This window comes from Schaalia sp. HMT-172 (genome assembly GCF_030644365.1).
Lineage (GTDB): Bacteria > Actinomycetota > Actinomycetes > Actinomycetales > Actinomycetaceae > Pauljensenia.
Genome location: NZ_CP130058.1, coordinates 1,727,254 through 1,753,027, shown reverse-complemented (window position 1 = coordinate 1,753,027; position 25,774 = coordinate 1,727,254). Strand labels below are relative to the sequence as shown.

Genomic DNA, 25,774 nt, shown 5'->3' with positions numbered 1-25,774 from the left:
GTCACGTGGGCGAGTGCGCTCAGTCGACCTTCTCGTAGCGGGTGGGGATCGCCGCCTCACCCTCGGAGAGGCGCCACGCCTGGTAGGGCAGCTCGTTGCGGGCGCGCAGGTGGTGCTCCTGGGCGCGGGTGAGGGCCTCGGAACCCCAGGCCTCGGCGTCGATCTGGCCGCCGCGGACCAGCTGCACCTGCAGCGGGCGGGCGCCGCGCTCGGCCAGCAGAGCCTGGCCCTCCTCGAAGGAGGTCCCCACGAGGAGGAGTTCCTCGGTCGCGTAGCCGTCTTCGCCCATGACGCGGCCGGCAACCTTGCGCCCGCCAACCGTGGACTTCGACTCGGCCTTCTTGGCCACCATCACGATGTTCCCGTCGCCGTCCTCGCGCTGGACGACCTTGTAGACCAGGGCGGCCGTCGGCACGCCAGAGCCCGTCACCAGCTTGGTGCCCACGCCGTAGAAATCCACGGGGGCCGCGCCCAGGGCGGCGATCGCGTACTCATCCAGGTCGGAGGTCACCGTGATCTTCGTGGTGGTGGCGCCCATCGCGTCGAGCTGTCCGCGCACCTTGAACGCCTCAGCAACCAGGTCGCCCGAATCCAGGCGCACCGCGCCCAGCTCGCCGCCAGCCGCGCGCGCGGCCTCGACCGCGTTGATGACGCCCTGCCTGATGTCGTAGGTGTCCACGAGCAGCGTCGTGCCCGCGCCCAGCTTGGCGACCTGGGAATCGAAGGCGTCGCGCTCGGTGTCGTGCAGGAGCGTGAATGCGTGGGCGGCCGTGCCGATGCAGCGGATCCCGTAGCGCTTGGCTGCCTCAAGGTCGGAGGTGCCCTGGAAGCCGCCGATGATCGCGGCGCGGGCCGCGGACACCGCAGCGCGCTCGTGGGCTCGGCGCGCACCCATGTCCATGCAGGGGCGGCCGTGAGCAGCGATCGTCATACGCGAGGCGGCCGAGGCCACCGCGCAGTCGTGGTTAAGGATCGACAGGAGCAGCGTCTCCAGGAGCGTGCAGTCCGCGAAGGTGCCCTCAACGGTGAGCAGGGGAGAGCCGGGGAAGTAGCACTCGCCCTCGGCGTAGCCCCAGATGTCGCCCGTGAAGCGCCACGAGGCCAGGAACCGTGCGGCCTCCTCGGAGATGATCCCTTGGTTGTGCAGCCATTCGGTCTGCTCGGCGTCGAACTCGAAGCGCTCCAGCGCCTCGAGAATGCGGCCGGTACCGGCCACGACGCCGAAGCGGCGCGTGGCGGGCAGGCGGCGCCCGAACAGCTCAAACGTGCAGCGTCGATGCGCGGTGCCATCCTTCAGGGCGGCGTCGAGCATCGTGAGCTCGTACATATCGGTGAGTAATGAAGTGGATGTCGATGCAGGCATACTGTGAGCCTACCTTGAGAAGCGTGTCACCGGGGGACGAATTCGCTTCCATGGACGCTCTCTTCGACTTAGGGTTGATACATGACCACCATCGCCCAGCCGATTCCGCGCACGCACGAGGCCGCCACCTCCGTGCGGCGGTGGCGCGCCGTCGTGTGGGATGACCCGGTCAACCTCATGAGCTACGTGACCGCCGTGTTCCGCGAGTATTTTGGCTACTCTGCCGCTCGTGCCGAGGAACTCATGCTGGCCGTCCACACGCGTGGGCGTGCGATCGTCTCGACGGGCGTGCGCGAACGCATCGAAGCCGACGTCATGGCCATGCACTCCTACGGCCTGCGCGCCACCATCGAAGAGGACAGAGACTAGCCCCATGGAAGCCTTCGCTTATCGTGACGGTGGCTTCGCCGCAGCGATGAGCACCGGCGAAGCGCTCCTCCTGCGTCAGCTTGCCAGCGAGGTCCTCGTGGTCCTCGACGACCCCGGCGACTTCGCCTCGACCTCGTCGATGGTCAGCGCCGCGACCGAAACCGAACAACGCAGGGAAGCCCCGCGTGAACGCACCCTCGGGATGCTCCTGCCCCCCATGAGCGAGGACGACGAGGACGCTGGACGGATGCGCGCCCTCACGGAGGACCTGCTGCGCACCGAAAAGTCAGAGCGCCTGCGTGTCATGGTCAGCGATCTTGAACACATTACCCACGGGGACGGGGAGACGCTCGTGATCCCCCGGGACGCCGTGTGGTCGTGGCTGGGGGCGCTCAACGACATCCGCTTCGGCTTGGCCGGTGAACTGGACTTATCCGAACAGGGGGACGCCGAGCGCATCGAGAAACTGGCGATGAGTGAAACGACCGGGGAGCGCGCTCAGACGGTCGCGGCGATCTACATGCTCATCACGTGGTGGCAGGACTCACTCCTGGAAGCTGTGAATAGTACTCATTAAGGAATAAGGTCGAAGCATGAATAACGCCCCGATCGGAATCTTCGACTCGGGCCTAGGTGGGCTGACGGTCGCCCGGGCGGTCATCGATAAGCTGCCCGACGAAGAGATCATCTACCTGGGCGACACCGAGCACACGCCCTACGGTCCGCGCGCGATCGCACAGGTGCGCTCGCTGACGCTGTCCGCCCTCGACGAGCTGGCCTCGCGCGGGGTTAAGGCCCTCGTCATCGCCTGCAACACCGCGACCGCCGCAGCCCTCGCGGACGCGCGCGAGCGCTACTGGATCGACGCGGGCATCCCCGTCATCGAGGTCATTACTCCGGCCGCGCGCCAGAGCGTCATCGCGACGCGCAACCGCCACGTCGGCGTCATCGGGACGAAGGCGACCATCCAGTCCGAGGCCTACCTGCGCGCGCTCGCGGCCGTGCCCGGGCTGACGGTCAGCCAGCAGGCATGCCCCGCGTTCGTCGAGTTCGTCGAGGCCGGGGTGACCACGGGCGAGGAGATCGAGGCCGTGGCGCGCGAGTATCTGACTCCCCTGAAAGAGGCCGGCGTGGACACGCTGATCCTGGGCTGCACGCACTACCCGCTGCTGACTGGCGTCATCGGGCGCGTCATGGGGGAGGGCGTGACGCTCGTGACCTCTTCGGAGGCCACCGCGAACGTGACGTACAACGAGCTTGTGGACCGCGGCCTCCTGCACGATCCGTGGCCTGCGGGCACCGGGCCGACGCATCAGTTCCTGGCCACGGGGGCCTCGGAGAACTTCCCGCGTCTGGCGCGCCGCTTCCTGGGGCCGGAGGTGGGCTCCGTCGACCGCGTGAACACCGGAGGGGGAGTCGCGTGAAGCTGACCGTTATCGGCGCGACAGGTTCCATGTCGGGCCCTCGCTCTCCTGCGTCCTCCTACCTGGTCCAGGCCCGCGGAGTTGACCCCGACTCGGGGCGTGAGCGTGTTTTCTCCCTCGTGTGCGACATGGGGCCGGGGTCGTTTGGTGCGCTGTGGGCGCACCTGTGTCCGTGCGACCTGGATGCGCTGGCGCTGTCGCACTGCCACGCGGACCACATGGGCGACATCATTTCCCTGCAGGTGTACCGCAAGTGGGGTCCCGGTTCGTGCGCGATCCGGCCCGTGTCCCTGTTTGGGCCGGGCGAGACGCTGCACCGTGTGCGCCAGATCGAGGGCGCGCCGGAGGGGGAGACCTACGACGGCGAGTTCGCTTTTACGCGGCTCCGCGTGGGCGAGAGCTACGAGGTGGGTCCGATGACGATTCGTCCCTTCCGGGCCCTGCACCCCGTGGAGGCCTTCGGACTGCGCATCGAGGGGCCCTCGCAGGACGATCCCGCGCGCCGCGTCGCCCTGTTCTACACGGGGGACACGGATCTGTGTGACTCGATCGTTGAGGGCGCGCGTGGGGTGGATGTGCTGCTCAGCGAGGTCGGTTTCACCTCGGATGAGCGCGAACCCGATATGCACATGGATGGCCGACGCGCGGGTGAGTTGGCGACGCGCGCGGGCGTGGGGCGCATGATCGCGACCCATATCCAGCCGTGGACGTCCAGTGAACGGGTGGTGTCCGAGGTTCGCCAGACGTGGGCGGGTCCCCTTGACGTTGCGGCGGCGTGCATGGAGGTGTCCTTCTAGCGCGCGGACGAGGCCGGGGTGCCTCAGTCGGTCGGGGTGGCGTAGGAGTTGTGCCGCTGCCATTCGGTGAGGAAGGTGGCCACGCGCGCGGGACCGCCCGCCTCGCTCCATCCGTGGTTCTTGTGGCGCAGCAGGATTTTGCGGGTGCCCAGCGAGGGCAGAGGCGTCACGCGCATGCCTGCGGTGTGGGCGCCGGCGAGCGCCATGGCGGGCAGGATCGTGGATCCCGCGCGGGCTCGCACGAGGGAGCGGGCCGCCTCGTAGGTGGCGTAGAGGTGGGGGGCCCAGCGCGTGTCCGGGAATGCCTTGGTGATGCGGCGCATGACGTGGTCGCCGCTTGAGCCCGGGTTGACGCGCAGCCACGTGAGGTCGGCGAGGTCTTCGATGGATCCGATCGGGGGCGCGGAATCGGGGGTGACGAGCACCCACGGTTCGTCGATGAAGGGAACGTCCGTGTATCCGCGAGGCGCGAGGCCGGGGTCCTCGTCTCGTTCGATGACGAGGATGTCGAATTGGCCTGTGCGCAGGGCCGCCATGCCGGGAGTCTCCTCCGTCTCCTCGATGCGCAGGTCGATGCCGGGCAGGGCGTCCGTGAGGTCGGGCAGTGCGGGGATGAGAGTGGAGCGGCAGATGGTGAGGAAGGCTCCGAGGGTCACCGTTCCCGTCACCTGGCCGGTGAGCGGGCGCAGCGCTTTGAGGGCCTCGGCGATGTCGGCGTTGATGCGTTCGCCGGCCTCGGCCACGATACTGCCGGCGGGGGTGAGGATCGCGCCGGAGGTCGTGCGCTCGACGAGCTTGAGCCCGACCTCCTCCTCCAATTTTTGGATCTGCTGGGAGACAGCCGATGGGGACACCATGAGGATGTCTGCGGCGGCGACGATGCCGCCTTCACGTGCAACCGAGAGCAGGAAGGGTAGGCGTCGGGGGTCGATGTCCATGCGCACTCCATCGTTAAGCGAAACTGCAAGATAACTATAGAACCATTCAATTGTGCTTGACTACCGCAAGGGGCACAATTGCTCCATGACCATCTCGCATCTGGCAATCGTGATCCTCGGATGGGTCGGCGCGGCCGCCTCCATCGCCGCCTACTACCTCGTCTCCTCCAAACGCTTCGCCCCCGACTCTCTGCGCTACCACTCTCTGAATGTCTCGAGCTGCATTCTCCTGGCCCTCGCGTGCGCGTCCACCGGTGCGTGGCCGTCCTTCCTCACCAATGCGATCTTCATCGGGGTTGGAGCCACCATGATCTGGCGTGTGCGCGACCGCCTGGCGCGCCGGCTCCTCCAGGTCGCGCGCTTTGTCGATCCGCGCCGCCTGCTGCCTCGGCGTCGCCGCCTGGCCCGCGCGCGCTGACGCGGCGGCGCCTGCTCCCCGTCCCGCCCGTATTTCATCCCCGATAAATTAAGGGAATTCTGCCGCAACGGTCAATGTTTTGCCAAGCTTTCCCAAGGGAAAGTCTGTAAGAAACACTTTACTGAAAAATAAGAGAAGATCGATGGAAAAAGGCGTGCAACGGAGCGACCATAGAGCTACGACGCGGTGATAGATCCATCGCACGTACTCAAAGAGGAGCACACCATGTCTCGTTTCGTCGCATCACTCATTCAACGCTTCACCCATCACCGCAGGATGCGTCAACAACGCAACCCGCTGCAGTTCTCGATGGACCGCCCCTTCTTCGGCAATCTCGTTGCCCGCTGATGGGGCGCCCGATGGGCGAACACTAGTGCCGGACACCCTCGGGTGCCCGGCACAACTATGTTGACGCGACGAACTGCTCTGCGAGCCTGCCGGTTGAGGCGCCAGCAGGCGCGTCAACCACACGGGCCCGCACGGCGACTTAGCCGCGCAAGTACTCCACGATGTGGGGCATGAGAGCGCGGAAGGCGATGCCTCGGTGGCTGATCGCGTTCTTCTCCGCGGCGCTCATCTGCGCGGTCGTCACCTCGAAGCCCTCGGGAACGAAGATCGGGTCGTAGCCGAACCCGCCCTCGCCGTGGGGAGAGCGCGTCAGGGTGCCGCGCACCTCGCCGCGCTGGACGAACTCGCGGCCATCCGGGGTCACCAGGACGGCCGCCGACACGAAGGCTGCGCCGCGGTGAGCGTCGGGAACGTCGGAGAGCTGATCGAGGAGCAGACGCAGATTTGCCGCGTCGTCCCCGTGGGAGCCGGCCCAGCGCGCGGAGAAGATGCCGGGCGCCCCGCCCAGCACGTCCACCGTGATGCCGGAGTCGTCGGCGATGGCGGCCAGGCCCGTGGCGCGAGTCAGGGCGCGGGCCTTGATGAGGGAGTTCTCCTCGAAGCTCACCCCATCCTCGACCGGTGAGGCCACGTCGAAATCGCTCATGCGCGCCACACACCCGGCCTCGAAGCCCTCCCACGCGGGGGCCAAGATTGCCTCGAGCTCGCTGACCTTGTGCGCGTTGGAGGTCGCAAAGACCAGGCGCGCGCTCACGGGCGCACCTCGATGCGCTCCATGAGGGGGGCCTCGAGCGCGAGCTTCTGCGCCGCGGCGAGCTGAGCGTTGCCGAGCGTCGCCAGGTCGAGGAGCTCGCCCAGCTCGTCACGGTTGAAGGGGGCGTGCTCGGCGGTGCCCTGCACCTCGATGAAGCGGCCGTCGCCCGTCTGAACGACGTTCATATCGGTCTGCGCTCGCACGTCCTCGACGTAGGGCAGGTCCAGCATGGGGGTGCCGTCGATGACGCCCACCGAGATCGCGGAGATTGAGTCGGAAAGGACCGTGGCGGAGGGCTTGAGGATGCCCTGGTCCTTCGCCCAGGACACCGCGTCCGCGAGCGCCACATAGGCGCCCGTGATGGCCGCCGTGCGGGTGCCGCCGTCGGCGCGCAGGACGTCGCAGTCCAGGACGATCGTGTTTTCGCCGAGCGCGCTCACGTCGACGATGCCGCGCAGGGAACGGCCGATGAGTCGCGAGATCTCTTGCGTGCGGCCGCCCACCTTGCCCTTGACGGACTCTCGGGAGGAGCGCTGCTCGGTGGCGCGCGGGAGCATCGAGTACTCGCCGGTCACCCAGCCCTCGCCGGAGTCGCGCTTCCAGCGTGGCACTCCTTCGGTGAAAGAGGCGACACACAGGACGCGGGTGTTGCCGAACTCGATGAGGACGGAGCCCTCGCCGGTACCCGACCAGCCGCGGGTCATGGAGACGGGACGGAGCTGGGAGGGGGTGCGCCCATCGGCGCGCAGGGGAGTGGTTGTCATAGTGCCTAGGGTAGCCCACCGCGTTACCGTGGAGTTATGAGTCTTGATCTACCTCTCGTTCGCGGCGACGTCGATCCGTCGGTCGCGCTGCGTGAATCCGCGGCTCCCATCGCCCTGGTGCGCGCCGGTGAGGCGGATGTCATCGTCGTCGATCCGGCCGGTTTCGTCCTCCTGGACGAGGCCGGGGCGCGGCCCTCGGATACGCCGACTCTGCGACGCCTGGCCGGGGACGAGGCCGTGCGTGCGGCCGAGGGGACCACGGCCTCGTTCATCGGGGTGGCGGGCGGACGCAGCGTCGTTGCGATCGAGACCAGCCGGGACGAGGCCCGGGGGCGCTGGGAGCACCTGCGCGCGGTCGGCTGGCGGCTTGGGGGTGACGACGCGGCCCTGGCGCTGACCGCCGTGGCGTTGGCGGGCTGGCACGCCACCTACCGCTACTGCGGACGTTGTGGCTCTCCCGTGTCCCTGGAGTCCGCCGGCTGGGCTGCTCGCTGCCAGGCCTGCGATCGGCTCGAATACCCGCGTCAGGACCCGGCGATCATCGTCCTCGTTCAGGATCACGATGGGCGCGTGTTGCTCGCGCACAACGCCCTGTGGAAGCCCGGCTTCGTGTCGATTATCGCCGGATACGTCGAGGCCGGGGAGTCCCCGGACGTCACGGTGGCCAGGGAGGTCGCCGAGGAGGTGGGCATCGACATTGAGGCCCCCACCTACGTTGCGACCCAGCCGTGGCCCTTCGGGCGCTCCCAGATGATGGGCTACCGCGCCCGCACCGCCACGCCGCGCCCGACCCCTCAGGCGGATGGCGTGGAGATCGAGTGGGCGCGCTTCTATAGCCGTGAGGATCTGGCTTGCGCGCTCGAATCGGGGGAGATCAGCGCGCCCGGACGCGCCTCCATCGCATACGCGCTGCTTCGGGAATGGTACGGCTCCGATCTGCCCGGCGGGCCGGAGGGCACGGGACGCAGCTGAGGGTGGGCGATGGGACAATAGAGGTATGAACCCCGAGGAACTGCTTGACGCCCTTGACCCCGACCAGCGTGCCGTCGCCACCCAGGTTGCCGGGCCGCTTGCCGTCCTTGCGGGCGCCGGCACGGGTAAGACGCGCGCGATCACCTACCGCATCGCCTACGGCGCGGCTGTCGGCGCCGTCGATCCCTCCAACGTGCTGGCCGTGACCTTCACCCAGCGTGCAGCCTTCGAGATGCGTCACCGACTGGCCCAGCTGGGCGTGCCCAAGGCGCAGGCGCGAACCTTCCACTCCGCGGCGCTGCGCCAGCTGCGCCACTTCTGGCCGACGGTGGTCGGCGGTCCGCTGCCCGATGTCATCCCCCACAAGGCGTCCCTGGTTGCCGCCTCCGCAGCCCGCCTGGGGATCGCCATCGACCGCACCAACGTGCGTGACATCGCCGCCGAGGTGGAGTGGGCGAAGGTGTCCATGGTCGATGCCACGCACTATGCCGCTTCGGTGGCGCGCCTGCGACGCGACGTTCCCGCCGGGCTGGACGCGGGGGACATGGCCCGTCTCCTCGACGTGTACGAGGATGCCAAGAACGAGCGCGGAGTCATCGATTTCGAGGACATCCTCATCTACCTGTGCGGCATGCTCCAGGAACGCGCCGACGTCGCCTCCATCGTGCGCAAGCAGTACCGCTCTTTCGTGGTCGACGAGTTCCAGGATGTCAACCTCCTCCAGGCCCGCCTCCTGGACCTGTGGCTGGGCGGGCGCCACGACGTATGCGTCGTCGGCGACGTCGCGCAGACCATCTATTCCTTCACGGGCGCCTCGCCGGACTACTTGACGGGCTTCGGACGCCAGCACCCGGGCGCGCGTGTCGTGGAGCTGACCCGCGACTACCGCTCCACCCCGCAGATCGTCACCCTCGCGAACGACGTGTTGGCACGAGCCGCCCAGCGCGAGGGCACCGTGCGCCTGTCCAGCCAGCGCGACGGGGGAGCGCACGTGGGCTACTGCACCTACGATGACGACCACGCCGAGGCCGCGGGCGTCGCCGCACAGATCACGGACCTCGTCGCCGGCGGCGTCCAACCCCACAACATCGCCGTCCTCATGCGCACCAACGGCCAGTCACAGGCCTTCGAGGAGGCTCTGGGACACCGAGGCATCCCCGTCGCCGTCGCCGGAGGCAAACCCTTCTTTGCCCGCGACGACGTGCGCACCGCGATCTCGCGCCTGCGCGCCGGCGCGGCTGCCGCGCAGGAGGGGGAGCTGGGCGAGCTCGTGCGCGACGTGCTCTCCGGGGTCGGGTGGGCCCCCGAGGCCCCTTCCGGCCAGGCCGGGTCCGAGCGCTGGTCGAACATGAACGCGATCGTCGGGTGGGCGGACGACAGCCACGCGGACACGCTCGCCGCCTTCGTCGCCGAGCTCGACGAGCGAATCGCCTACCAGGTCGAGCCCGACAAAGCGGGCGTCGAGCTGGCCACCATCCACGCGGCCAAGGGCCTCGAATGGGACGCCGTCTTTCTGGTCGGCCTCTCGGAAGGCCTGCTGCCCATCTCCTACGCGAAAACCCCCGAGGCTCGCGAGGAGGAACGTCGCCTCCTCTACGTGGCCGTCACCCGCGCCCGCGATCTGCTGACCCTGTCGTGGGCGCGCTCGCGGGGAGCGGACGGGCGTGGCAAGCGCAAGCGTAGCCGTCTCCTCGACGGGATCTGGCCACAGGAGCGGGGTGTGGGTGCGCCCAAGAAGAAGGCGCGTCCCTCCACACGCGCCCTCAATCGTGCGTTCGAGGAAGAGGCATCGCCCCAGGCCGTTGACCTGTTCGCGCGGCTTAAGGCCTGGCGTTTGGAGGTTTCCCGGCAGGCGGGGGTTCCGCCCTTTGCGGTGTTCACGGATCAGACGCTGCGCGACATTGCCGTGGCGATGCCGAAGAACACGACGCAGCTGAGGGTGATCCGGGGGATCGGCGACGTCAAGGTGCAGCGTTTCGCCGCTCCCGTCCTTGCCCTCGTGCGAGGCGAGGAGGTTGTCGTCGAGGAGGGTGCCTGACTCAGGAGGCGAGCCCGCAGATTCCGCACACGCATTCGTGGGCGGGGTAGGCGCGTTCGACGCTGATTGTTCCGTCCTCGTCGATGGTGGCGATCTCGGCGCACAGGCTCGCGGTGAGCGCGCCGGAGGCGAAGTCTCGTATCAGGCGCGCCACTCGTAGGGCTGCCGCGTAGTGGGCCAGCAGGGGGAGTGTTCCCAGCGGCCAGTCGGCGAGCTCTCGCAGGTGGGTGAGGCGGAAGGGGTTCGCCGCGGCTCGCGCGTGCTCGACGCACTGGTAGCACGGGGTGATGCCTGGGATGACGAGGGGGCCGACCTCGTAGGAGTGTTCCCCGCGCGTGACGATGAGGTGTGCGGTGTCGTGGGCCGTCAGCTCGAAGGGGACGCCCGGGTCGACGACGCGGTCGGCCGAGACGATGACGCAGTCGGTGTCACCCTGGTGGTGCAGGTGGGGGAGGGGGATGAGGGGAGCCAGCTCGCGTCGGATGGCTCGATCGCGGGCGGTGCCGGTGAAGGTGCCGCCGAAGACTCGGTCCCAGTCCTCGTCCACCAACGCGGTGACGTCGATGGCGAGGGAGAGGTTGATCGTGTCGACGAGGCTGCGCAGCGCCAGGATGGAGGCGGGCACCGCCCCGAGGACGCCGACGCGCAGCGTGGGGCGCCGGTCCCCCTCGTCGATGAGGTGTGCTCGGTGCAGCGCCGCCATGAGTTCCGGCGAGGCCTGGGTGGGCGCGGCTGAGCGCGGCGAGTGCGCCTGGTGGCTGAGCCACAGCTGGTCGTTTGCGTGCAGGTTGTCGAGGAGGACGTGTCGTGAGCTGTCTCCTCCGACCTGGACGGCCCCGGGGCCGCGCCACAAGATCGCCGTATTGCGTGCCAGGTTCATGATGGTCTCCTTTGCTTCATGCCTGTAGAAGCCATCATGAACCAGTGTGTTAGTTTCGCGTGACCTTTTGAAAAATCTGTGGATAACTTGTCAGATCATTCATTGTCGTGCGGGTCCGAGCCCTCGGTCGCCTCGCCGTCGCCGGGAGCGCAAGACTGGTCACCCGAATCGGCGCCGGGCTCCAGGCCCTCCGCCCAGCCGAGCGTTCCATCCAGCAACGAGGTGAGGGCCGCATCGATATCCGCGTCCTCCTCGGCGGCGGCGCGCCGCAGCGTCAAGAAGGTGTCGGGCGTGGCCAGCTCCGTCTCCGAGGGGACCATGTCCGGATGCGACCACAGGGCCTCGCGGGCATCGCGCCCACCGTCGGCCTCGACGAGAGAAAAGATTGAGGCCGCGCCGCGCGCCTGGCGCGGACGCATCTTCAGGCCGATGAGGGTCCCCAGGATCTCCTCCGCGGGGCCGCCCGAGGCACGGCGGCGGCGCATCATCTCGCGCAGCGCATCCGCGTGAGGCAGGTAAGGCAACGTGGCGCGCGCCGTGACCACCTCGACCCAGCCCTCGATGAGAGCGAGCATCGTCTCCAGGCGAGTGAGCGCCCGACGCTGATCGGGGGTGGTCGCCAGGGCAAACACGCCGCCGCTCAGGGCGGACTCCACCGACTCCGGATCCGACGGGTCTACGGACCGTGCCACTTCCGTGATGGCCTCCGTGTCGATCGCGATCTGAGACGCGTAGCGTTCCACCGCCCGCACCAGGTCGCCCTCGAGCCACGGCACCGACGCGAAGAGGCGACGATGGGCTGCCTCGCGCACCGCCAGGAACTGACGCACCTCGTCGAAGGGGGCGTCGAGACCATCGGCGAACTCGGCGATCGTGTGGGGCAGTAGCACCGCGTGGGAGGCATCCGACAGCGGGATGCCCGTGTCGTAGGTGCCGAAAGACTCCCCGGCCAGCGCCGCCAGCGCGCGGGCCAGCTGGGCGGAGAACATCATCGCCGACAGGCGAGGCATCATCTCCTGCGTCTTGCCCAGCATTGCCGCCATCCCGTCCGGCAGGGACGCGGCCTCGCCGCTGCCATCGGGGCCGAACTGCTCGGAGAGTGCCCCCGACAGGGCGCGCGACACGTTGAGGGCAATCGGCTCGCAGATGCGCTTCCACGTGGGAATCGTGTGCTCTACCCACGCGACCTTGCTCCACACGTCGCGGGTCACCGGACCCGAGGCGAAGTCGGTGACGGCGTCGAGCCACAGGTCCGCGACGGTCATGGCCTGACGCGCCGCCTCCGCTTCGGTCGCCGTGGGCGCGGGGTCGCCGCTGGCGTAGGCGGCCTGCTTGGCGCTGTCTTCCACGATGCGCCAGTTGACCGGCCCTGCGGTCGTGTTCATCAGGAACTGGAACTGCCCCATGGCAGCACGCATGCGTGCCGGATCAGAAAACTCGGGGGGCAGGTTCGCGGGATCGAAGCCCTGAGCCTCGAGGGCGCGGGCGGCCTCGGCGGCCGCCTCGTCTCCCAGGATGGAGCGCAGGAAATCCTCAAACGGTGTGCCGGACTCGTTCTCATTCATGGAATCAGACTAGCGTCCGGCCATGCGCCCGGGCTGATAAAACACTGCGAAAACGCTGAGAGCATAAGGGGGGCGTGGAAGTGGGCGTGCATGAGCGCGCCGGGTGGGACACAATGGCACGGTGAGCGAAACGGATGAGACCTTGACACTCGATGAGAAGCTGTCCAATGGAGAAGGCCAGGGCGAGCGTATCCCGCTTGTCAGCTGGCGCCTCGTCACGGCCCTCGTGGCTCTCCTGGCGATGGTGGCGATCCTCTTTTGGGTTCCCGTTCCCTTCGTCGTCTCCAGCCCCGGGCCGACCTTCAACGTGCTGGGAACCGAGGACGGCGTCCCGATGCTCGACATCGAAGGCACCGACCCCACCACGGGCGAAGCCGTCCGCGTCGACGAGCCGCAGTCCGCCTCAGTCACCGCTCCCGCGAAACCCGGGCAGGGCCAGCTGCGCATGGTCACTGTCTCCGAGTCGGGCGGCCCCGGCCACCGGCTGAGCTTCGCTGAGCTCATCGGAGCCTACTTCGACCCGCACAGCAAGATTGTGGACTACGATTCCGTCTACCCCGAAGGGACGACGAACGACCAGGTCAGCGAAGCGCAGCTCGCCATGATGCGCAACTCACAGCTGACCTCCCAGGTCGCCGCGCTCGACTACCTGGGCTGGCAGATTCCCGCCACCGTCACGATCCAGGGCGCCACGGAGGGCTCGAATGCGGACGGCATCGTCCAGGAAGGCGACGTCCTGCGGGCCATCACGACCCCCGACGGCACGCGCCACGAGGTCGCCGATGCGACGACTCCTTTCACGCTCATGCGCACCGTTCCTGCGGGAAGTCACATGACGATTACCGTCGAACGCGACGGCGCCACCCTGGACCTGTCCTTCGATTCGATTGCGGCCGGTGAGAACGAACCCGGCTCCAAGCTCGGCGTCTACCTGACGGTGGAACCTTCGATGCCCGTCACGATCACCGTCAACCTGAAGGATGTCGGCGGCCCGAGCGCGGGCATGATGTTCTCCCTGGGCATCATCGACCGCCTGACGCCGGGAGACATGACGGGGGGAACGCCTATCGCCGGAACCGGCACGATGTCCTTCGATGGGCAGGTCGGCGCCATCGGCGGTATCCAGCAGAAGATGTGGGGAGCCAAGAAGGACGGCGCCGAGTGGTTCCTGGCGCCGCGCGACAACTGCTCCGAGGTGGTCGGCCACGTCCCCGATGGGCTGCACGTGGTCTCCGTGTCCACCCTCGCCGAGGCCACCACGGCCGTCTCCTCCATCGCGGAGGGCACCGGGGACACCCTGCCGACCTGTCAGTAGCGCACGCAGCGCTTCCAAGCCCCCCACGGCCTGCGGGCAGGCGGGTACGAGCGGGCCCCGGCCTCGTCCCTCTTGGTTCGGACGAGGCCGGGGCCCCCGGCGTGATCAGGCTTCCTCGCCCGTGACGGGCTCGAGAGAGGCGCGCAGCGCATCCACCAGCGCGGGCACCAGCGCCGAGCCCTGCCCGACCTTGTCATCGGAGTCGAAGGCGCGAGTGCGCAGCGCACACCAGGATTCGCCGCTGCGCATGACGCCGACGGCTAGGCGCACGTCCGTGCGCAGCGGGTGGTTGGCGACGAACGCGAGGGCCTCCTCCGGGTCCTCGGGAGCCTCGTCCTCCACCTCCGGGGGAACAACGATGCGCTCGACCGTGATCGCGGCACCCGGCACCGTCTCCGGCCACGCCAGGTGGGCCAGGACCTGCTCGATGTCATCGTCTGCCAGGTCCTCCTGGATGATCGCGCTCAAGTGTTCGTCGCTGCCGTCCCAGCCCGCGCGCAGCTGCTCGGCAATGTCGGCCGGCAGGTTCGGGTCAGACAGAAGCAGAGCCGTCGGGACCAGCGCATAGATGGAAGGCGCGTGATCCCACCCCACGCGGGCGGCGCCCTTCTCGATATCGACAACCACGTTGGCCAGCGCGATCTCACGCGCACTCGGCATCATCTCAACACTCATGCCCCCATAATCTCACGGAGAGCGGACAAAACCGAGACGAAGAACAACCTGCCCACCGCTAGACTGGGAACTAGCTTCCGGTTTAACAGAGAGGATTGCTGTGAGCTTCCCATTTTCGGTCTTCGGATCCGATCAGCCAAATCAACCGCGTCAGCGGCGAGCCCCTCGCGCCGGGGTGAAGCTCCGCAAGCCCGGCCCCGGCGCGATGACGCTGGCCGCGCTGGCAGTTATCGCCGCCGTCGTTTACGGGTCCTCCATCGTGTGGACGGAGATCCTGTGGTTCCGCCAGATGAGCGCCACGCGCGTCATCCTCACCCAGTGGGGCGCCCACTTCGGCCTCTTCGTCGTGGGCCTGCTGGTCGCGACCGGGCTCTTGTACTTCTCGATGGCCTTCGCCTACCGTCACCGCGCCTCCTCGACGCGCGGGGAAGCATCCGCGGCGCTGCGCGGCTACCAGGAGGCGCTCGAGCCCGTGCGGCGCTTCGCCTTCTGGGGAGTCGCCCTCTTCTTCGGATTCACTAACGGTGCCCGTCTGGCCACCGAATGGCGCACGCTCCTTCAGTTCCTCAACGCCTCGTCCTTCGACCAGGTCGATCCCCAGTTCGGCCTGGACATTTCCTTCTTCGTGTTCGTCCTGCCCGCGCTCAAGGTGCTCGTCTCTTTCCTCATGACTGTCACCGGTATCGGGCTGGCCGCCGCCCTCGTCGTGTCCTACCTGTACGGGACGATCCGCCTGGCCCCGCGCCCCCACGCCTCCAAGCACGCGCGACTCCAGACCGGCCTTATGGCAGCCACCCTCTCGGTGTTCATCGGCATCAACTACTGGCTGGGCCGCTATGAGCTGCTGACCTCGGAGAGCGGCTCCATCCACGGAGCCATGTACTCCGATATCAACGCCACGCTCCCCGCGCACTCGATCCTGGCGGTCATCTCCTTCCTGGTCGCGGCCCTCTTTGTGGTGGCCGCCTTCCGCGGCACGTGGCGCCTGCCCGTGACCGGCGTGGCCGTCACCGTCATCGCCGCCCTGATCCTGGCCGGCGCGTACCCCGCGCTCATTGAGCAGTTCCGCGTGCGCCCCAACCAGCGCACCCTCGAATCGCCCTACATTCAGCGCAACATCGACGCGACTTTGGCTGCCTACGGCCTCGATGACGTCGACTATCAGACGAACTACGACGCGGCCACCACTGCCTCGGCTGGGCAATTCGACAACGAGGCACTCACCTCTCAGGTGCGCCTGCTCGACCCGAAGGTCATCACCAAGACCGTCCAGCAGCTCCAACAGTCCCGCCTGTACTACGGCTTCAATTCGGGCATGAAGGTCGACCGCTACACGGTGGGCGGCGAGCGCCGCGACACCGTCATCTCCGTGCGCGAACTGAACCTCTCGGGCCTGTCCGCCGAGCAGCAGACGTGGGTCAACCAGCACACCGTCTACACGCACGGCTTCGGCGCGGTCGCAGCCTACGGTAATCAGCTCACGAGCGATGGCCTGCCCTCCTACTGGGAGCAGTCTGTGCCGTCTGTCGGCGAGATGGGGGAGTATGAGGAGCGCGTCTACTTCAGCCCTGGCTCACCCACCTATTCGATCGTCGGCGCCCCTGAAGGTGCCGAGCCCCAGGAGCTCGACTACCCGGACGACACGGCGGTTGGCGGCCAGGTCTCCACGACCTTCGTCGGCAACGGCGGTCCCTCCGTGGGCAACACGTGGAACAAGCTCCTGTACGCCATCAAGTTCGGGTCCACCGACCTGTTCTTCTCCTCCCAGACCAACGAGGCCTCGCAGATCCTCTACGACCGCGACCCGCTCCAGCGCGTCTCCAAGGTCGCTCCCTACCTGACTCTCGAACAGTCCGCCTACCCCGCGGTCGTCGACATGGACGGGGACGCCTCGACCCCCAAGCGCCTCGTGTGGGTAGTCGACGCCTACACGACGACGAACAACTACCCCTACGCCCAGCACGAGACGCTCTCCGACGCGACCGTCGACTCCCAGTCCACCCAGATGGGCCAGTACGTGCAGGCCAACAAGATCAACTACATGCGTAACTCCGTCAAGGCCGTCGTCGACGCCTACGACGGGTCCGTGCGCCTGTTCCGTTGGGACGACCAGGACCCGATCCTGCGCACGTGGGAAAAGATCTACCCGGGCAGCGTCGAGCCCATGTCCGCCATCTCCGGCGACCTCATGAGCCACCTGCGCTACCCCGAGGACATGTTTAAGGTCCAGCGCAACCTGCTGGCTACCTACCACGTCACCGACGCGGCCGGCTTTTACTCGGGCGGTGACCGCTGGCGCCTCGCCGAGGAGACCTCGACCTACGGGGACGCCACCGCCTCAAGCGCGCCCTCCGCGGGCGTGGATACGAACGGCAACCGCGTGTCCGCACCGACCGCCCTGCAGCCCCCGTACTACCTGACCATGCAGATGCCCGGCCAGGAGAGCGCTGAGTTCTCGCTGACCTCCGTGTTCGTGCCCGGCGGTGGCGGCGAGGGGCGGCGCGAGGCCATGGCGGGCTTCCTCGCCGTGGACTCAGAAACCGGTAACACGCCGGGGCAGGTGCGTGAGGGGTACGGAAAGCTCCGCCTGCTCGCCCTGCCCTCGTCGACGACCGTGCCCGGCCCCGGACAGGTGCAGAACAAGTACGACTCCGACGAGAAGATCGCCACGCAGCTGAACCTGCTCAACCAGGCTGATTCGACTGTTATCCGCGGAAATCTGCTGACCCTGCCCGTCGGCGGCGGCCTGCTCTACGTGCAGCCCGTCTACGTGCAGGGCACCGGATCGGCGTCCTACCCCGTGCTTCGCTCGGTGCTGACCGCCTTCGGCGACAAGGTCGGCTTCGCGCCGACCCTGGAGGAATCCCTCAGTCAGCTGGTCGCGGACGACCCGGCGACGACCACCCCGAGCGGTGGGGGAGGCGCCCAGCCGGGAACCTCCACGACCCCCGGTGATGCGAGCACCCAGCTCAGCCAGGCCGTCAGTGACGCCGCCCAAGCCATGCGTGACGCCGACGCGGCGATGAGCAAGGGTGACTGGAGCGCCTACGGCGAGGCCCAGACGCGCCTGCATGATGCGCTGACTCGCGCGGAGGCCGCGCAGGCGGCGCTCGGTACGTCCTCGCCCGTGACCTCAAACTCCGGATCGCCCACGCCCAGCCCGAGCCCAAGCGCATCTGCCACGAGCGGTGCGCAAAGCGGCTCATAGGCGCTGTTTGGCGCCTGTCCGATGCGCGCCCGGCCCTGCCAATCACACATTGTGAGGTAGGCCGGGCGCGCTCTATGTGACGGTGGGGTTGGTGCACGACGGGAAGTGGTCCGTCCGTGTCTATCGTTGTGTCGGCAGAGCCCTGCTGATATGATGAAAATCACGTATACTCGCGCGTGACCGATATGCGCGGAAGGAGCCTGCCAGTGAGCAATCCTCACATCCCGAATCCCCAACCCAACCGTTCCGGCGGAGCAAGTGGGGCTGTCCATGCTCCCGGTCAATTCTCCGGTCCTGTCCCGGGGATCCCGTACCAGGGCGGCGGTCAGCCGGGACCCGCACCGCAAGCTTGGGGACAGCCGGGACCCGCACCGCAAGCTTGGGGACAGCCGGGACCCGCACCGCAAGCTTGGGCACAGCCGGGACCCTACCCGATGGCCCGGCCCGCGCGCCCACAGCTCTCCACGCGCGTGCGGGTGTGTCTGCGCATTGAGCTGGTTGTGTGGACGCTCATGCTCGTTAACATTTTCATTCCCTACTTCTTCGACGACCTGAGGCTCTATCTCCTGCGTTTTACGGACATCTGGTTCTATGAGTGGGTGGTCATATACTCCGTGTTGATCGTGCTGGCCGCGATCGCGCTCGCGGGACGAAACATTGTCATACGCTACGTTCTGGTCTGCGTCGTTCTAGTCTCCTTCCTGCTCATCGACCCGGTGCTCTCCGTCGTGCAGGGTGGGGAGTGGTATGGGCTGTTCATGCCCCCGACGCTGGACCCGTCGGTCTTTGGTGATCAGTGGTACGCTCCCTTGCTCGTTGTGCGTGGGGTTCTGATCTGGCTGATCGTGCGCACCGGTATCGTCACCGCCATCGTCCTTGCCGTGCCCGGTCGGAGTACTCCCGCGGCCGCTCCAGTCGGTGGCCCGTTCGTGGCTGCCCCCATGCAGGGCGGATACCCGGCATCCGGTGGTGCGGTGCCGCCCCTCGGCGTGAATCCCGTTGCCCCTCAGGGCATGTGGCCCGCTGCCGGCACCCCGCCGGCAGTCGGCGCCGCGCCCGCGCCGGGGATCCCGCAGCCTGGCGCGGGGGATCCCGCAGCCTGGCGCGGGTAGGGATAACCCTGTCCAGTAGAGCGGGGCTGATCTGGCGAACTGATGAGCGTCGCCCCGGCCCGAGGCCTCCGAGATGAGGCGCGGGTCGGGGCTGTGGTGCGGAGACGTAGTTCACGGCCCCTTTGGTTGAAGCGTCTTGAGCCTGGTGGTAAGGTTTTAACCACCGACGCGGGGTGGAGCAGTTCGGTAGCTCGCCGGGCTCATAACCCGGAGGTCGCAGGTTCAAATCCTGTCCCCGCTACCACCACAAGCCCGGTCCCGACAGGGACCGGGCTTCTTTGCTCGCCGCGCGTTTCATCGTTCGAACGTCTTGACCTGGCGGCAGACTCACGCGATAGTATTGACTGTTCGCCATCAGGAACTGCACTTTCGGGTGCGAGAGGAATACAGATGAGCACTATCGACCCGTCGCAGCTCAGCGCTGCTGACATGAGTAACCCGGCACTGACCGCTCAGGACCTCGCCGATATCACGGCCGCGCGTCCCGACCTGCGCCCCTACGTTGCGACCCACCCGTCGCTGTACCCGGCGCTTGGGCAGTGGCTGTCCGACCAGGGCGTCGTCCCCGCGCAGCCGCCGACCGCCGAGCAGCCTGTGTCCGACCAGGCCGAGGCCGTTGATGAGGCCGTGGCCGCACAGATCGCGGCTGTTGATGAGGCCGTAGCCGAGCAGGGCGCGGCTGTCAACGAGCCCGTTCAGCAGGAGCAGGCGGGACCCGCGACCGACGCGACACCAGCCCTCGGCGAGAACCCCACCACCGACGCCCCCGCGGTGTCGGACGAGGAGCTCGAGCGCACGATTACCGAGGGTGCGCGTGAGAAGTCCGCCGCCGAACTCGCAGCCGATGGTCAGACCCCCGCCGCGCAGCCGCAGTACGGTCAGACCCCCGCCGCGCAGCCGCAGTACGGTCAGGCTCCCCAGGGTCAGCCGCAGTACGGTCAGGCTCCCCAGGGTCAGCCGCAGTACGGTCAGGCTCCCCAGGGTCAGCCGCAGTATGGCCAGGCTCCCCAGGGTCAGCCGCAGTACGGGCAGGCTCCCCAGGGGCGGCCGCAGTATGGCCAGGCCCCGCAGGGTCAGCCCGGTCAGTCCGCCGGTCAGCAGTTTGGAGCTGCCGCTCAGCAGTTCGGCGCCGCCGCAAATACGGCCTTCAACCAGTTCCAGAACGCCGTTGTTTCCGAGACCGGTAAGGTCAGTGGTCGTTCCGTTCGCGCGACCTACGCGCTGATCGGCGTCGGCGTTGCGGCTCTCCTGGTCCTCATTTCGATGGTCCTGCCCTACGTCTCCCTCTTCGGCTTCCACGAGTCGCTCCTTGGCGGCGGCGGCTGGTTCCCGGTTACCTTCACCCTCCTGCTTGTGGGCACCGTCGCTGTTGGTGTCGCCTACTGGTTCACGAACCAGAAGTGGGCGTTCATCACGACGGGTGCCGGGTCGATTCTCCTGGCATTCCTCTCGGTCATTATGACGATCTATTCCATGGTCGAGATCGGCGTGAGCTACCTGTCGATCGGCGCGTTCCTGTTCCCCTTCTTCTCCCTCGCCATGGGTGCTGCGGGCGGCGTTCTGCTCCTCGAGCTCAAGGCCGGCAAGGTTGCTCCCGTGAATGCAACCCCGGGTGCCTTCGGCCAGCCGGGCCAGTACGGCCAGCAGCAGGGCTTCCAGGCGGGTCAGTCGGCCTTCGGTCAGCAGCGTCCCCAGCAGCCTCAGTATGGCCAGCAGGCCCAGCAGGGGCAGTATGGCCAGCAGGCCCAGCAGCCTCAGTATGGCCAGCAGGCCCAGCAGGGGCAGTATGGCCAGCAGGCCCAGTACGGCCAGCAGGGCCAGCAGAACCAGTACGGCCAGCAGAACCAGCAGGGTAACCAGCCCTTCAATCCTTTCGGTCCTCAAGCGTGATGCGCTGAGTGCCTGAGGGCATAAACGAGGGGCTCGCGGATGAAACCGCGAGCCCCTCGTTCTCTTGTGCTTACTCGTCGTCTTCCTCGGTGACGTCGACGCCGGCGACGCCGTCCAGGTCCGACAGGGTGGTCACCAGGAGGGACTTGGAGAGGTCCTGGCGTGTCGACGCGGTGAAACGTGCGACAGACATGCGTTCGGTCGAGTCGGTGCGCGTGGACACGGAAGACACGGCCCAGCCCAGCGTCCCGACCTGCGTCAGCAGCGAGGAGAGGACCCCGTGCCCGGGGGAGTAGTGGACGCTCAGCGTCACCTTGTGCCCGTGGGTGCGCATGAGGATGAACTGGACGAGAGGCGTCAGCAGGGCGATGACGATGAAGTGGAGGGCGGTGCCGGCGATGGCGAGCCACCACAGTCCGGCCCCGCACGCCATGCCGATCGCCGCGGTTTCCCAGATGGTGGCGGCGGTCGTGAGGCCTCGGATCGCGCCGTGTCGGGTCAGGATGATGCCGGCTCCGAGGAAGCCGATGCCGGAGACGATCTGGGAGGCGACGCGCGAGGGGTCGTAACGGGTGATGCCGTCCATCAGGATGTCGGAGAAGCCGTATTTGGAGATCAACATCATGAGGCACGCCGTCATGCCGACGATGGCCTGGGTGCGGATGCCCGCGCTCTTGCCTCGGATCTGTCGTTCGAGGCCGATGGAGGCCGACAGGACGAGGGCGAGCAGCATCCAGCCGATGCTCGCAAGTTGGTACGTCATAGTCCCTTCTTTCGTTGGCGCGGGGAGGGTTTCAGTGTAGCGATGCGAGTGCGCCAGGTCTCGGCGCCGCGCACGGTGTCCTTTCCCTCGTGCCGAACGCGATGGGTGCGGGTGACGAAGCAGGGGAGAGGTGGCGACAAACCGCACCGCGGCGCCCCGCGGTGCCTTACGTCGCAAGTGTTGACAATACAATGAGATGTCGGTGAACTCACGGGAGTGGCGAGCGCGACCCGGCCCTGGCCTCGTTAAAGACCAAGGAAAGAACGTCCCAATCACGACACAAGAATTAGGGACTAAGATGGGACTCACGATCGACAGATGAGGACCCCATTCATGGAAACCCCCACTCCCGATGACATCGCGAGCGAAGTCCGCCAGCGCTCCAACACGCAGCTCAAGCGTGGCCTGGCGTCGCGCCACATGCAGATGATCGCCATCGGCGGGGCGATCGGCACAGGCCTGTTCCTGGCCTCCGGTGCCACGGTCGCCAACGCCGGCCCCGGCGGCGCCCTCCTGGCGTACGCGGCGATCGGCCTCATGGTGCTGCTCCTCATGCAGTCCCTGGGCGAGATGAGCGCCCACCAGCCGGTCGCGGGCTCCTTCCAGACCTTCGCGACGAAGTTCATCTCCCCGTCCTTCGGGTTCGCGATGGGGTGGAACTACTGGTTCAACTGGGCGGTGACGGTGGCCGCGGACCTCGTCGCCTCGGGCCTGGTGATGGCGTACTGGTTCCCGTCCGTGCCCTCGTGGATATGGGCGGTGCTGTTCCTGGTGATCGTCGTCGGGCTCAACGCCCTGTCGGCGCGCGTCTACGGCGAGGCGGAGTTCTGGCTGGCGGCCATCAAAGTCGTCATCGTCGTCGTGTTCGTCATCTCCGGCGTCTTCATGATCGCGGGCGTCATGGGGACGAATTCCCCGGGCCTGTCGAATTGGACGACCGGGGATGCGCCCTTCCACAACGGTTTCGTCGGCGTTATCGCTGTCTTCATGATCGCGGGCTTCTCGTTCCAGGGGACCGAGCTGGTCGGCGTGGCCGCCGGCGAGTCGGAGAATCCGCGCCGGGACGTGCCACGCTCGATCCGCACGGTGTTTTGGCGCATCATGTTCTTCTACATTGGCGCGATCGCGGTGATCGGCACGCTGTTGCCCTACACGGATCCGAGCCTGCTCAGCGCCGCCGACGACAGCGCGAACAACGTGACGCAGTCCCCGTTCACGCTGGTTTTCGCGCGCATGGGGATCGGCGCGGCGGCGGCCGTCATGAACGCCGTCATCCTCACGTCGATCCTGTCGGCGGGTAATTCGGGCCTGTATGCGGCCTCGCGCATGTTGCACTCGATGGCACTCAAGGGACAGGCGCCAGCCATCTTTGCGCGTGTCACGAAGGGCGGAGTGCCCGGTTATGCGATGGCGGTGACGACGGTGATGGCGGCGTTGGGCTTCCTCACGCAGCTGGTTTTTAACGACGCCTACATTTGGCTGGTCAATATTGTTGGCATTTCGGGCATCATCATGTGGTTGGGGATCGCGGTCAGTCATCTTCGATTCCGTCGCGCGTACTGGATTCAGGGTTACCTCTTAGAGGATTTGCCGTACCGGTCACCGTTCTACCCGGTGGGTCCGATCATTGCGTTCATCATGTGCCTGGTGGTCATGGCGGGGCAGAACTACGAGGCCATTATCCATGGCCAGGTCTGGGAGGTTGCCTCCTCCTACATTGGCCTGCCGCTCTTCGGCGTCGTGTGGTGGGGCTATCACCTGGTGCGCAAGGACCGCCTGGTGTCTTTCGAGGAGATGGACGTCGCGCCCGTCAAGATTGAGCCGGTTTCCGGCAGCTGAGTGGTCGCGGGAGGGCGTCGTTCTTTGCTCGCGTGGGCGGATTGGGAATTGACGAGGCCGGGGTGGCCCGCCGCTCGCGTGGCGGGCGCCGCTTGTCACCAGTTCGTAACGACCGGCGTGGCGAGGAGGACCCCCGCGTCGCTTCCATAGGATGGTCGCATGATCAATATGCGACGCTTCCTTGCCGTGACCGCACTGTCCGCCCTCGCCCTGGGCGTCGGCGCCTGTTCGCCGAAGGGCGGCCAGCCCGAGTCGGGGGCGACGTCCTCGCCTGCGACGCCGAGTGCTTCGACTTCCTCTAGCGCGGCGCCCTCCCAGAGCGGTGGGGCCTCCCAGAGCGGTGAGGCGGCCCAGAGCGCGTCCACCGATAGGGGGAACCAGGCGCCCGACGTGGACGTGAGTGACAATGAGGCGCGCTGCGACCTGTCGAATCTGCAGGCATCCGTGGGTTCGCGCCAGGAGATTGGTTCGACCACCTATGTCGAGGTGACCTTCACGAATGAGGGGTCCTCGTGTTGGATCAGCGGCTTCCCGCAGGTCCTTTTCGCCTCCGGCGGGGCGACTGTCTCCGAGGCGGCGCGCGACGGCGAGGATCCGGGCAACGTGTACACGATTCCTGAGGGTGGGCGCGTGGGAGTCACGCTGACGGCCGAGTCGGTGGACGGCGTCGATGGGTGCACGGCTGCGGACGCCGACCAGGTGGACATCATCAACACGAACGGTTCGGGTTCGACGAGCCTGCGCCTCTCCCTGCGGGTGTGCCAGGAGATGGCCTCCGTCGCGGTGAGTCCCTTCGAACCCATCGGCTGAGCGACATTGCACTATTTGTCACGGGTGGGCGCCGAGACGGTTATGGCCGCCTCGGCGCCTGCTCGTTTTCATTGAGGCTGTTGACGCTGTTGCTTGGGACCGGGTGGAAGGGTCGCGCGCGCATGGCGCTATACTGGGAGTGCTCATTTGTGCGTGAGAGCACTCCCTGTTGACGGGTCTGCGCGTGAGCCTCGCGCAGTGGGCGATACGTCAACTACTCTCACAAGGAGACACCATGGGTTTTACTGCTAGCACCACGCAGGCGTTCCAGTACAGCCTGCCGTACGAGCAGGTCTTCAACGCGGCGATGAGCGCGCTGCAGGCCGTCGACAAGGCGACCCTGACCGGCGCGGACATCAACGCCCGCTTCATCACGTTCGAGACGCCCTTCAGCTTCACCTCCTACGGTGAGCGCATCGTCGTCGGCTTCATCCCGAACGAGCAGGGCGTCATCGTCGAGGTCACCTGCACCACGAAGGGCATGCCGAACCTCATGCAGAATGGGCGCAACCGCAAGCTCATCGCGCGTTTCATGGATGCCCTGTCGGGCCTCGTGCAGAGCACGGCCGTTGAGGTCACCGCGTCCTGACGCACGCGATGCAACGCGGTGCCGCAGTGTCAGCATGACAGTGGTCCCCGTTCTCGATTATGAGGCCGGGGACCTTTCATCTGCGCACTGAGATTCTAGGTTCTAGTGGTGGTTGCGACGCAGAGTTTGTTGAGAGAGTTGATCCAAGCGAGGTGAGCGCATGACATGGGCTGGATAGCGCGCAAGAGGAAGCGTGCTCAGCGGTTCTATGCCATTCCCGATCGTGATGAAGGAGTATCGTTTTCCGAGAAGGTGGCGATGGGAATTATGGTCTTCGTCGCATTCGGTGCTGTTGTCGCACTGTATGTGGGGAAGGTGCCTCTCGGTGTACTGTTGCTTCTGATGGTTGTGATGAGTGGACTGTCAGTCCCTCTCGCCTATAATGCGGGTGGCCTATTTTTGTCGATCAGCCATGATGATGGTAGGCAGCAACTCAGGATCGAGCTCAGCGCCATGGGAGTTTATCTGCATGGCGTGATCGCTTTCCTTCTTTCCCTGTTTACTACTGGGTGGATATGGTGTGCCGTTCACCTGGAGGATGGACTGTATCGACGCGTCGTCGCTCTGGCATTGCTGAGCTGTCATCGACAAGTAGCTGGAATGATGCGTTTTGTCTCTGGCAAAGGTGAGAGCATTGAGATAACCAAGCGCAAAATGGTTATCCGCGATTCGCGCCGAATCTGTCATTCTCTTTATTGGAAGGATCGTCCTGTCGTTGCGGGTGTTCGCGGCGTTGATGAGGTTCTCATTCGCTATCGCGGAGATCGAGAAAAGATCGCTTCCCTGATAGTTCTTCCCCTGTCGAAACCTCAGCTCAAGAAGATGGTTGAATACTATTGTGACGATCCTCAAGCCCGCGCGCGGCTCGGACAACCAGACTCGGTGCACGATGTGAGGCGGGCGCTCGGGTGGACAGTATGAATGTGTCAGCGACGGATACGCG

The 25,774-nt window shown here is 66.8% G+C and carries 24 protein-coding genes and 1 tRNA gene; 17 read left to right on the top strand and 8 right to left on the bottom strand.

The genetic code is table 11. The features are described from left to right. Positions 1-19: 19 nt before the first annotated feature. Positions 20-1,363, bottom strand: coding sequence for a nicotinate phosphoribosyltransferase (locus tag QU663_RS07350; protein WP_034481753.1), 1,344 nt, complete (start codon positions 1,361-1,363; stop codon positions 20-22). A gap of 81 nt (positions 1,364-1,444) precedes the next feature. Between QU663_RS07350 and clpS the strand changes: the two genes are divergently transcribed. From clpS to QU663_RS07330, 4 genes are read left to right on the top strand one after another with little or no spacing between them, the layout of a single operon-like run. Continuing rightward, complete coding sequence (clpS, locus tag QU663_RS07345; protein ID WP_021612303.1) at positions 1,445-1,732, top strand: ATP-dependent Clp protease adapter ClpS; 288 nt, start codon at positions 1,445-1,447, stop codon at positions 1,730-1,732. A gap of 4 nt (positions 1,733-1,736) precedes the next feature. Further along, positions 1,737-2,309 carry a DUF2017 family protein gene (locus QU663_RS07340; protein WP_021612302.1) on the top strand — a complete coding sequence of 191 codons (573 nt, stop codon included), beginning with the start codon at positions 1,737-1,739 and terminating at the stop codon, positions 2,307-2,309. Between the two features lie 16 nt (positions 2,310-2,325). Then, entirely contained in the window at positions 2,326-3,156 is an 831-nt protein-coding gene (gene murI / locus QU663_RS07335; protein WP_021612301.1) for a glutamate racemase, read from the top strand. Beyond that, positions 3,153-3,953 carry an MBL fold metallo-hydrolase gene (locus QU663_RS07330; RefSeq protein WP_021612300.1) on the top strand — a complete coding sequence of 267 codons (801 nt, stop codon included), beginning with the start codon at positions 3,153-3,155 and terminating at the stop codon, positions 3,951-3,953. The genes murI and QU663_RS07330 overlap by 4 nt, the downstream gene beginning before the upstream one ends. Positions 3,954-3,976: 23 nt before the next feature. Here the strand turns inward: QU663_RS07330 and QU663_RS07325 are convergent, their stop codons facing one another. Continuing rightward, positions 3,977-4,891 carry a LysR family transcriptional regulator gene (locus QU663_RS07325; RefSeq protein ID WP_021612299.1) on the bottom strand — a complete coding sequence of 305 codons (915 nt, stop codon included), beginning with the start codon at positions 4,889-4,891 and terminating at the stop codon, positions 3,977-3,979. Between the two features lie 85 nt (positions 4,892-4,976). Here QU663_RS07325 and QU663_RS07320 point away from each other — a divergent pair, with 85 nt between their 5' ends. Both QU663_RS07320 and QU663_RS07315 read left to right on the top strand, forming a co-directional pair. After that, positions 4,977-5,309: a hypothetical protein gene (locus QU663_RS07320; protein WP_227237790.1), complete on the top strand. Its 333-nt coding sequence runs from the start codon at positions 4,977-4,979 to the stop codon at positions 5,307-5,309. 225 nt (positions 5,310-5,534) lie between these two features. After that, the gene (locus QU663_RS07315) at positions 5,535-5,657 is read left to right on the top strand and encodes a hypothetical protein (RefSeq protein WP_021611827.1); all 123 of its coding nucleotides are present in this window, start codon (positions 5,535-5,537) and stop codon (positions 5,655-5,657) included. Positions 5,658-5,796: 139 nt separating this feature from the next. Here the strand turns inward: QU663_RS07315 and rdgB are convergent, their stop codons facing one another. Together rdgB and rph are read right to left on the bottom strand one after the other, a co-directional pair. After that, the gene (rdgB, locus tag QU663_RS07310) at positions 5,797-6,411 is read right to left on the bottom strand and encodes an RdgB/HAM1 family non-canonical purine NTP pyrophosphatase (RefSeq protein WP_021611826.1); all 615 of its coding nucleotides are present in this window, start codon (positions 6,409-6,411) and stop codon (positions 5,797-5,799) included. After that, positions 6,408-7,175, bottom strand: coding sequence for a ribonuclease PH (rph, locus tag QU663_RS07305; RefSeq protein WP_021611825.1), 768 nt, complete (start codon positions 7,173-7,175; stop codon positions 6,408-6,410). The genes rdgB and rph overlap by 4 nt, the downstream gene beginning before the upstream one ends. A 36-nt stretch (positions 7,176-7,211) precedes the next feature. On the opposite strand from rph, the gene nudC reads away from it, so the two are divergent. After that, a complete protein-coding gene (gene nudC, locus QU663_RS07300; protein WP_021611824.1) occupies positions 7,212-8,147 on the top strand; it encodes an NAD(+) diphosphatase in 936 nt (311 codons plus the stop codon). A gap of 25 nt (positions 8,148-8,172) precedes the next feature. Next, a complete protein-coding gene (locus QU663_RS07295; RefSeq protein ID WP_021611823.1) occupies positions 8,173-10,185 on the top strand; it encodes an ATP-dependent DNA helicase UvrD2 in 2,013 nt (670 codons plus the stop codon). 1 nt (position 10,186) lies between these two features. Here QU663_RS07295 and QU663_RS07290 read toward each other — a convergent pair whose 3' ends face one another. Beyond that, positions 10,187-11,065, bottom strand: coding sequence for a hypothetical protein (locus tag QU663_RS07290; protein WP_021611822.1), 879 nt, complete (start codon positions 11,063-11,065; stop codon positions 10,187-10,189). Between the two features lie 95 nt (positions 11,066-11,160). Further along, positions 11,161-12,630 (bottom strand): zinc-dependent metalloprotease, encoded by a 1,470-nt coding sequence (locus tag QU663_RS07285; RefSeq protein WP_021611821.1) that lies wholly within the window; start codon positions 12,628-12,630, stop codon positions 11,161-11,163. 103 nt (positions 12,631-12,733) lie between these two features. Here QU663_RS07285 and QU663_RS07280 point away from each other — a divergent pair, with 103 nt between their 5' ends. After that, positions 12,734-13,945: a S16 family serine protease gene (locus QU663_RS07280; RefSeq protein WP_051267777.1), complete on the top strand. Its 1,212-nt coding sequence runs from the start codon at positions 12,734-12,736 to the stop codon at positions 13,943-13,945. A 105-nt stretch (positions 13,946-14,050) separates the two neighbouring features. Here QU663_RS07280 and QU663_RS07275 read toward each other — a convergent pair whose 3' ends face one another. Next, a complete protein-coding gene (locus tag QU663_RS07275; protein WP_021611819.1) occupies positions 14,051-14,620 on the bottom strand; it encodes a PPA1309 family protein in 570 nt (189 codons plus the stop codon). 175 nt (positions 14,621-14,795) lie between these two features. On the opposite strand from QU663_RS07275, the gene QU663_RS07270 reads away from it, so the two are divergent. The 4 genes from QU663_RS07270 to QU663_RS07255 all read left to right on the top strand — a co-directional run bounded on the left by QU663_RS07270 (position 14,796) and on the right by QU663_RS07255 (position 20,830). Further along, entirely contained in the window at positions 14,796-17,828 is a 3,033-nt protein-coding gene (locus QU663_RS07270) for a UPF0182 family protein (protein WP_034481234.1), read from the top strand. A 512-nt stretch (positions 17,829-18,340) separates the two neighbouring features. After that, positions 18,341-18,940 carry a hypothetical protein gene (locus tag QU663_RS07265; protein ID WP_232210928.1) on the top strand — a complete coding sequence of 200 codons (600 nt, stop codon included), beginning with the start codon at positions 18,341-18,343 and terminating at the stop codon, positions 18,938-18,940. Positions 18,941-19,107: 167 nt separating this feature from the next. Beyond that, positions 19,108-19,184 (top strand) — tRNA-Met (locus tag QU663_RS07260). A gap of 146 nt (positions 19,185-19,330) precedes the next feature. After that, a complete protein-coding gene (locus QU663_RS07255; RefSeq protein ID WP_296491129.1) occupies positions 19,331-20,830 on the top strand; it encodes a hypothetical protein in 1,500 nt (499 codons plus the stop codon). 70 nt (positions 20,831-20,900) lie between these two features. On the opposite strand, the gene QU663_RS07250 is transcribed toward QU663_RS07255, so the two are convergent. Beyond that, positions 20,901-21,593, bottom strand: a complete 693-nt coding sequence (locus QU663_RS07250; RefSeq protein ID WP_021611814.1) for an MgtC/SapB family protein — start codon at positions 21,591-21,593, stop codon at positions 20,901-20,903. 333 nt (positions 21,594-21,926) lie between these two features. Here QU663_RS07250 and QU663_RS07245 point away from each other — a divergent pair, with 333 nt between their 5' ends. The 4 genes from QU663_RS07245 to QU663_RS07230 all read left to right on the top strand — a co-directional run bounded on the left by QU663_RS07245 (position 21,927) and on the right by QU663_RS07230 (position 25,752). Beyond that, a complete protein-coding gene (locus QU663_RS07245; RefSeq protein ID WP_034481229.1) occupies positions 21,927-23,432 on the top strand; it encodes an amino acid permease in 1,506 nt (501 codons plus the stop codon). A gap of 159 nt (positions 23,433-23,591) precedes the next feature. After that, positions 23,592-24,242, top strand: coding sequence for a DUF4232 domain-containing protein (locus tag QU663_RS07240; RefSeq protein WP_021611812.1), 651 nt, complete (start codon positions 23,592-23,594; stop codon positions 24,240-24,242). Between the two features lie 235 nt (positions 24,243-24,477). Beyond that, on the top strand, positions 24,478-24,831 hold the full coding sequence (locus tag QU663_RS07235) for a hypothetical protein (protein ID WP_021611811.1): 354 nt from the start codon (positions 24,478-24,480) through the stop codon (positions 24,829-24,831). A gap of 165 nt (positions 24,832-24,996) precedes the next feature. Beyond that, positions 24,997-25,752 carry a hypothetical protein gene (locus QU663_RS07230; RefSeq protein WP_021611810.1) on the top strand — a complete coding sequence of 252 codons (756 nt, stop codon included), beginning with the start codon at positions 24,997-24,999 and terminating at the stop codon, positions 25,750-25,752. Positions 25,753-25,774: the final 22 nt, after the last annotated feature.

What these genes read in the sequence shown, in the direction of transcription:
- clpS (WP_021612303.1), top strand. Translation starts at nt 1,445, where the DNA reads ATGACCACCATCGCCCAGCCGATTCCGCGCACGCACGAGGCCGCCACC.
- nudC (WP_021611824.1), top strand. Translation starts at nt 7,212, where the DNA reads ATGAGTCTTGATCTACCTCTCGTTCGCGGCGACGTCGATCCGTCGGTC.
- QU663_RS07320 (WP_227237790.1), top strand. Translation starts at nt 4,977, where the DNA reads ATGACCATCTCGCATCTGGCAATCGTGATCCTCGGATGGGTCGGCGCG.
- QU663_RS07340 (WP_021612302.1), top strand. Translation starts at nt 1,737, where the DNA reads ATGGAAGCCTTCGCTTATCGTGACGGTGGCTTCGCCGCAGCGATGAGC.
- QU663_RS07350 (WP_034481753.1), bottom strand. Translation starts at nt 1,363, where the DNA reads ATGCCTGCATCGACATCCACTTCATTACTCACCGATATGTACGAGCTC.
- murI (WP_021612301.1), top strand. Translation starts at nt 2,326, where the DNA reads ATGAATAACGCCCCGATCGGAATCTTCGACTCGGGCCTAGGTGGGCTG.
- QU663_RS07275 (WP_021611819.1), bottom strand. Translation starts at nt 14,620, where the DNA reads ATGAGTGTTGAGATGATGCCGAGTGCGCGTGAGATCGCGCTGGCCAAC.
- QU663_RS07245 (WP_034481229.1), top strand. Translation starts at nt 21,927, where the DNA reads ATGGAAACCCCCACTCCCGATGACATCGCGAGCGAAGTCCGCCAGCGC.
- QU663_RS07295 (WP_021611823.1), top strand. Translation starts at nt 8,173, where the DNA reads ATGAACCCCGAGGAACTGCTTGACGCCCTTGACCCCGACCAGCGTGCC.
- QU663_RS07325 (WP_021612299.1), bottom strand. Translation starts at nt 4,891, where the DNA reads ATGGACATCGACCCCCGACGCCTACCCTTCCTGCTCTCGGTTGCACGT.
- QU663_RS07240 (WP_021611812.1), top strand. Translation starts at nt 23,592, where the DNA reads ATGATCAATATGCGACGCTTCCTTGCCGTGACCGCACTGTCCGCCCTC.
- QU663_RS07265 (WP_232210928.1), top strand. Translation starts at nt 18,341, where the DNA reads ATGCTCGTTAACATTTTCATTCCCTACTTCTTCGACGACCTGAGGCTC.
- QU663_RS07230 (WP_021611810.1), top strand. Translation starts at nt 24,997, where the DNA reads ATGGGCTGGATAGCGCGCAAGAGGAAGCGTGCTCAGCGGTTCTATGCC.
- QU663_RS07235 (WP_021611811.1), top strand. Translation starts at nt 24,478, where the DNA reads ATGGGTTTTACTGCTAGCACCACGCAGGCGTTCCAGTACAGCCTGCCG.
- QU663_RS07290 (WP_021611822.1), bottom strand. Translation starts at nt 11,065, where the DNA reads ATGAACCTGGCACGCAATACGGCGATCTTGTGGCGCGGCCCCGGGGCC.
- QU663_RS07315 (WP_021611827.1), top strand. Translation starts at nt 5,535, where the DNA reads ATGTCTCGTTTCGTCGCATCACTCATTCAACGCTTCACCCATCACCGC.
- QU663_RS07255 (WP_296491129.1), top strand. Translation starts at nt 19,331, where the DNA reads ATGAGCACTATCGACCCGTCGCAGCTCAGCGCTGCTGACATGAGTAAC.
- QU663_RS07250 (WP_021611814.1), bottom strand. Translation starts at nt 21,593, where the DNA reads ATGACGTACCAACTTGCGAGCATCGGCTGGATGCTGCTCGCCCTCGTC.
- QU663_RS07285 (WP_021611821.1), bottom strand. Translation starts at nt 12,630, where the DNA reads ATGAATGAGAACGAGTCCGGCACACCGTTTGAGGATTTCCTGCGCTCC.
- rph (WP_021611825.1), bottom strand. Translation starts at nt 7,175, where the DNA reads ATGACAACCACTCCCCTGCGCGCCGATGGGCGCACCCCCTCCCAGCTC.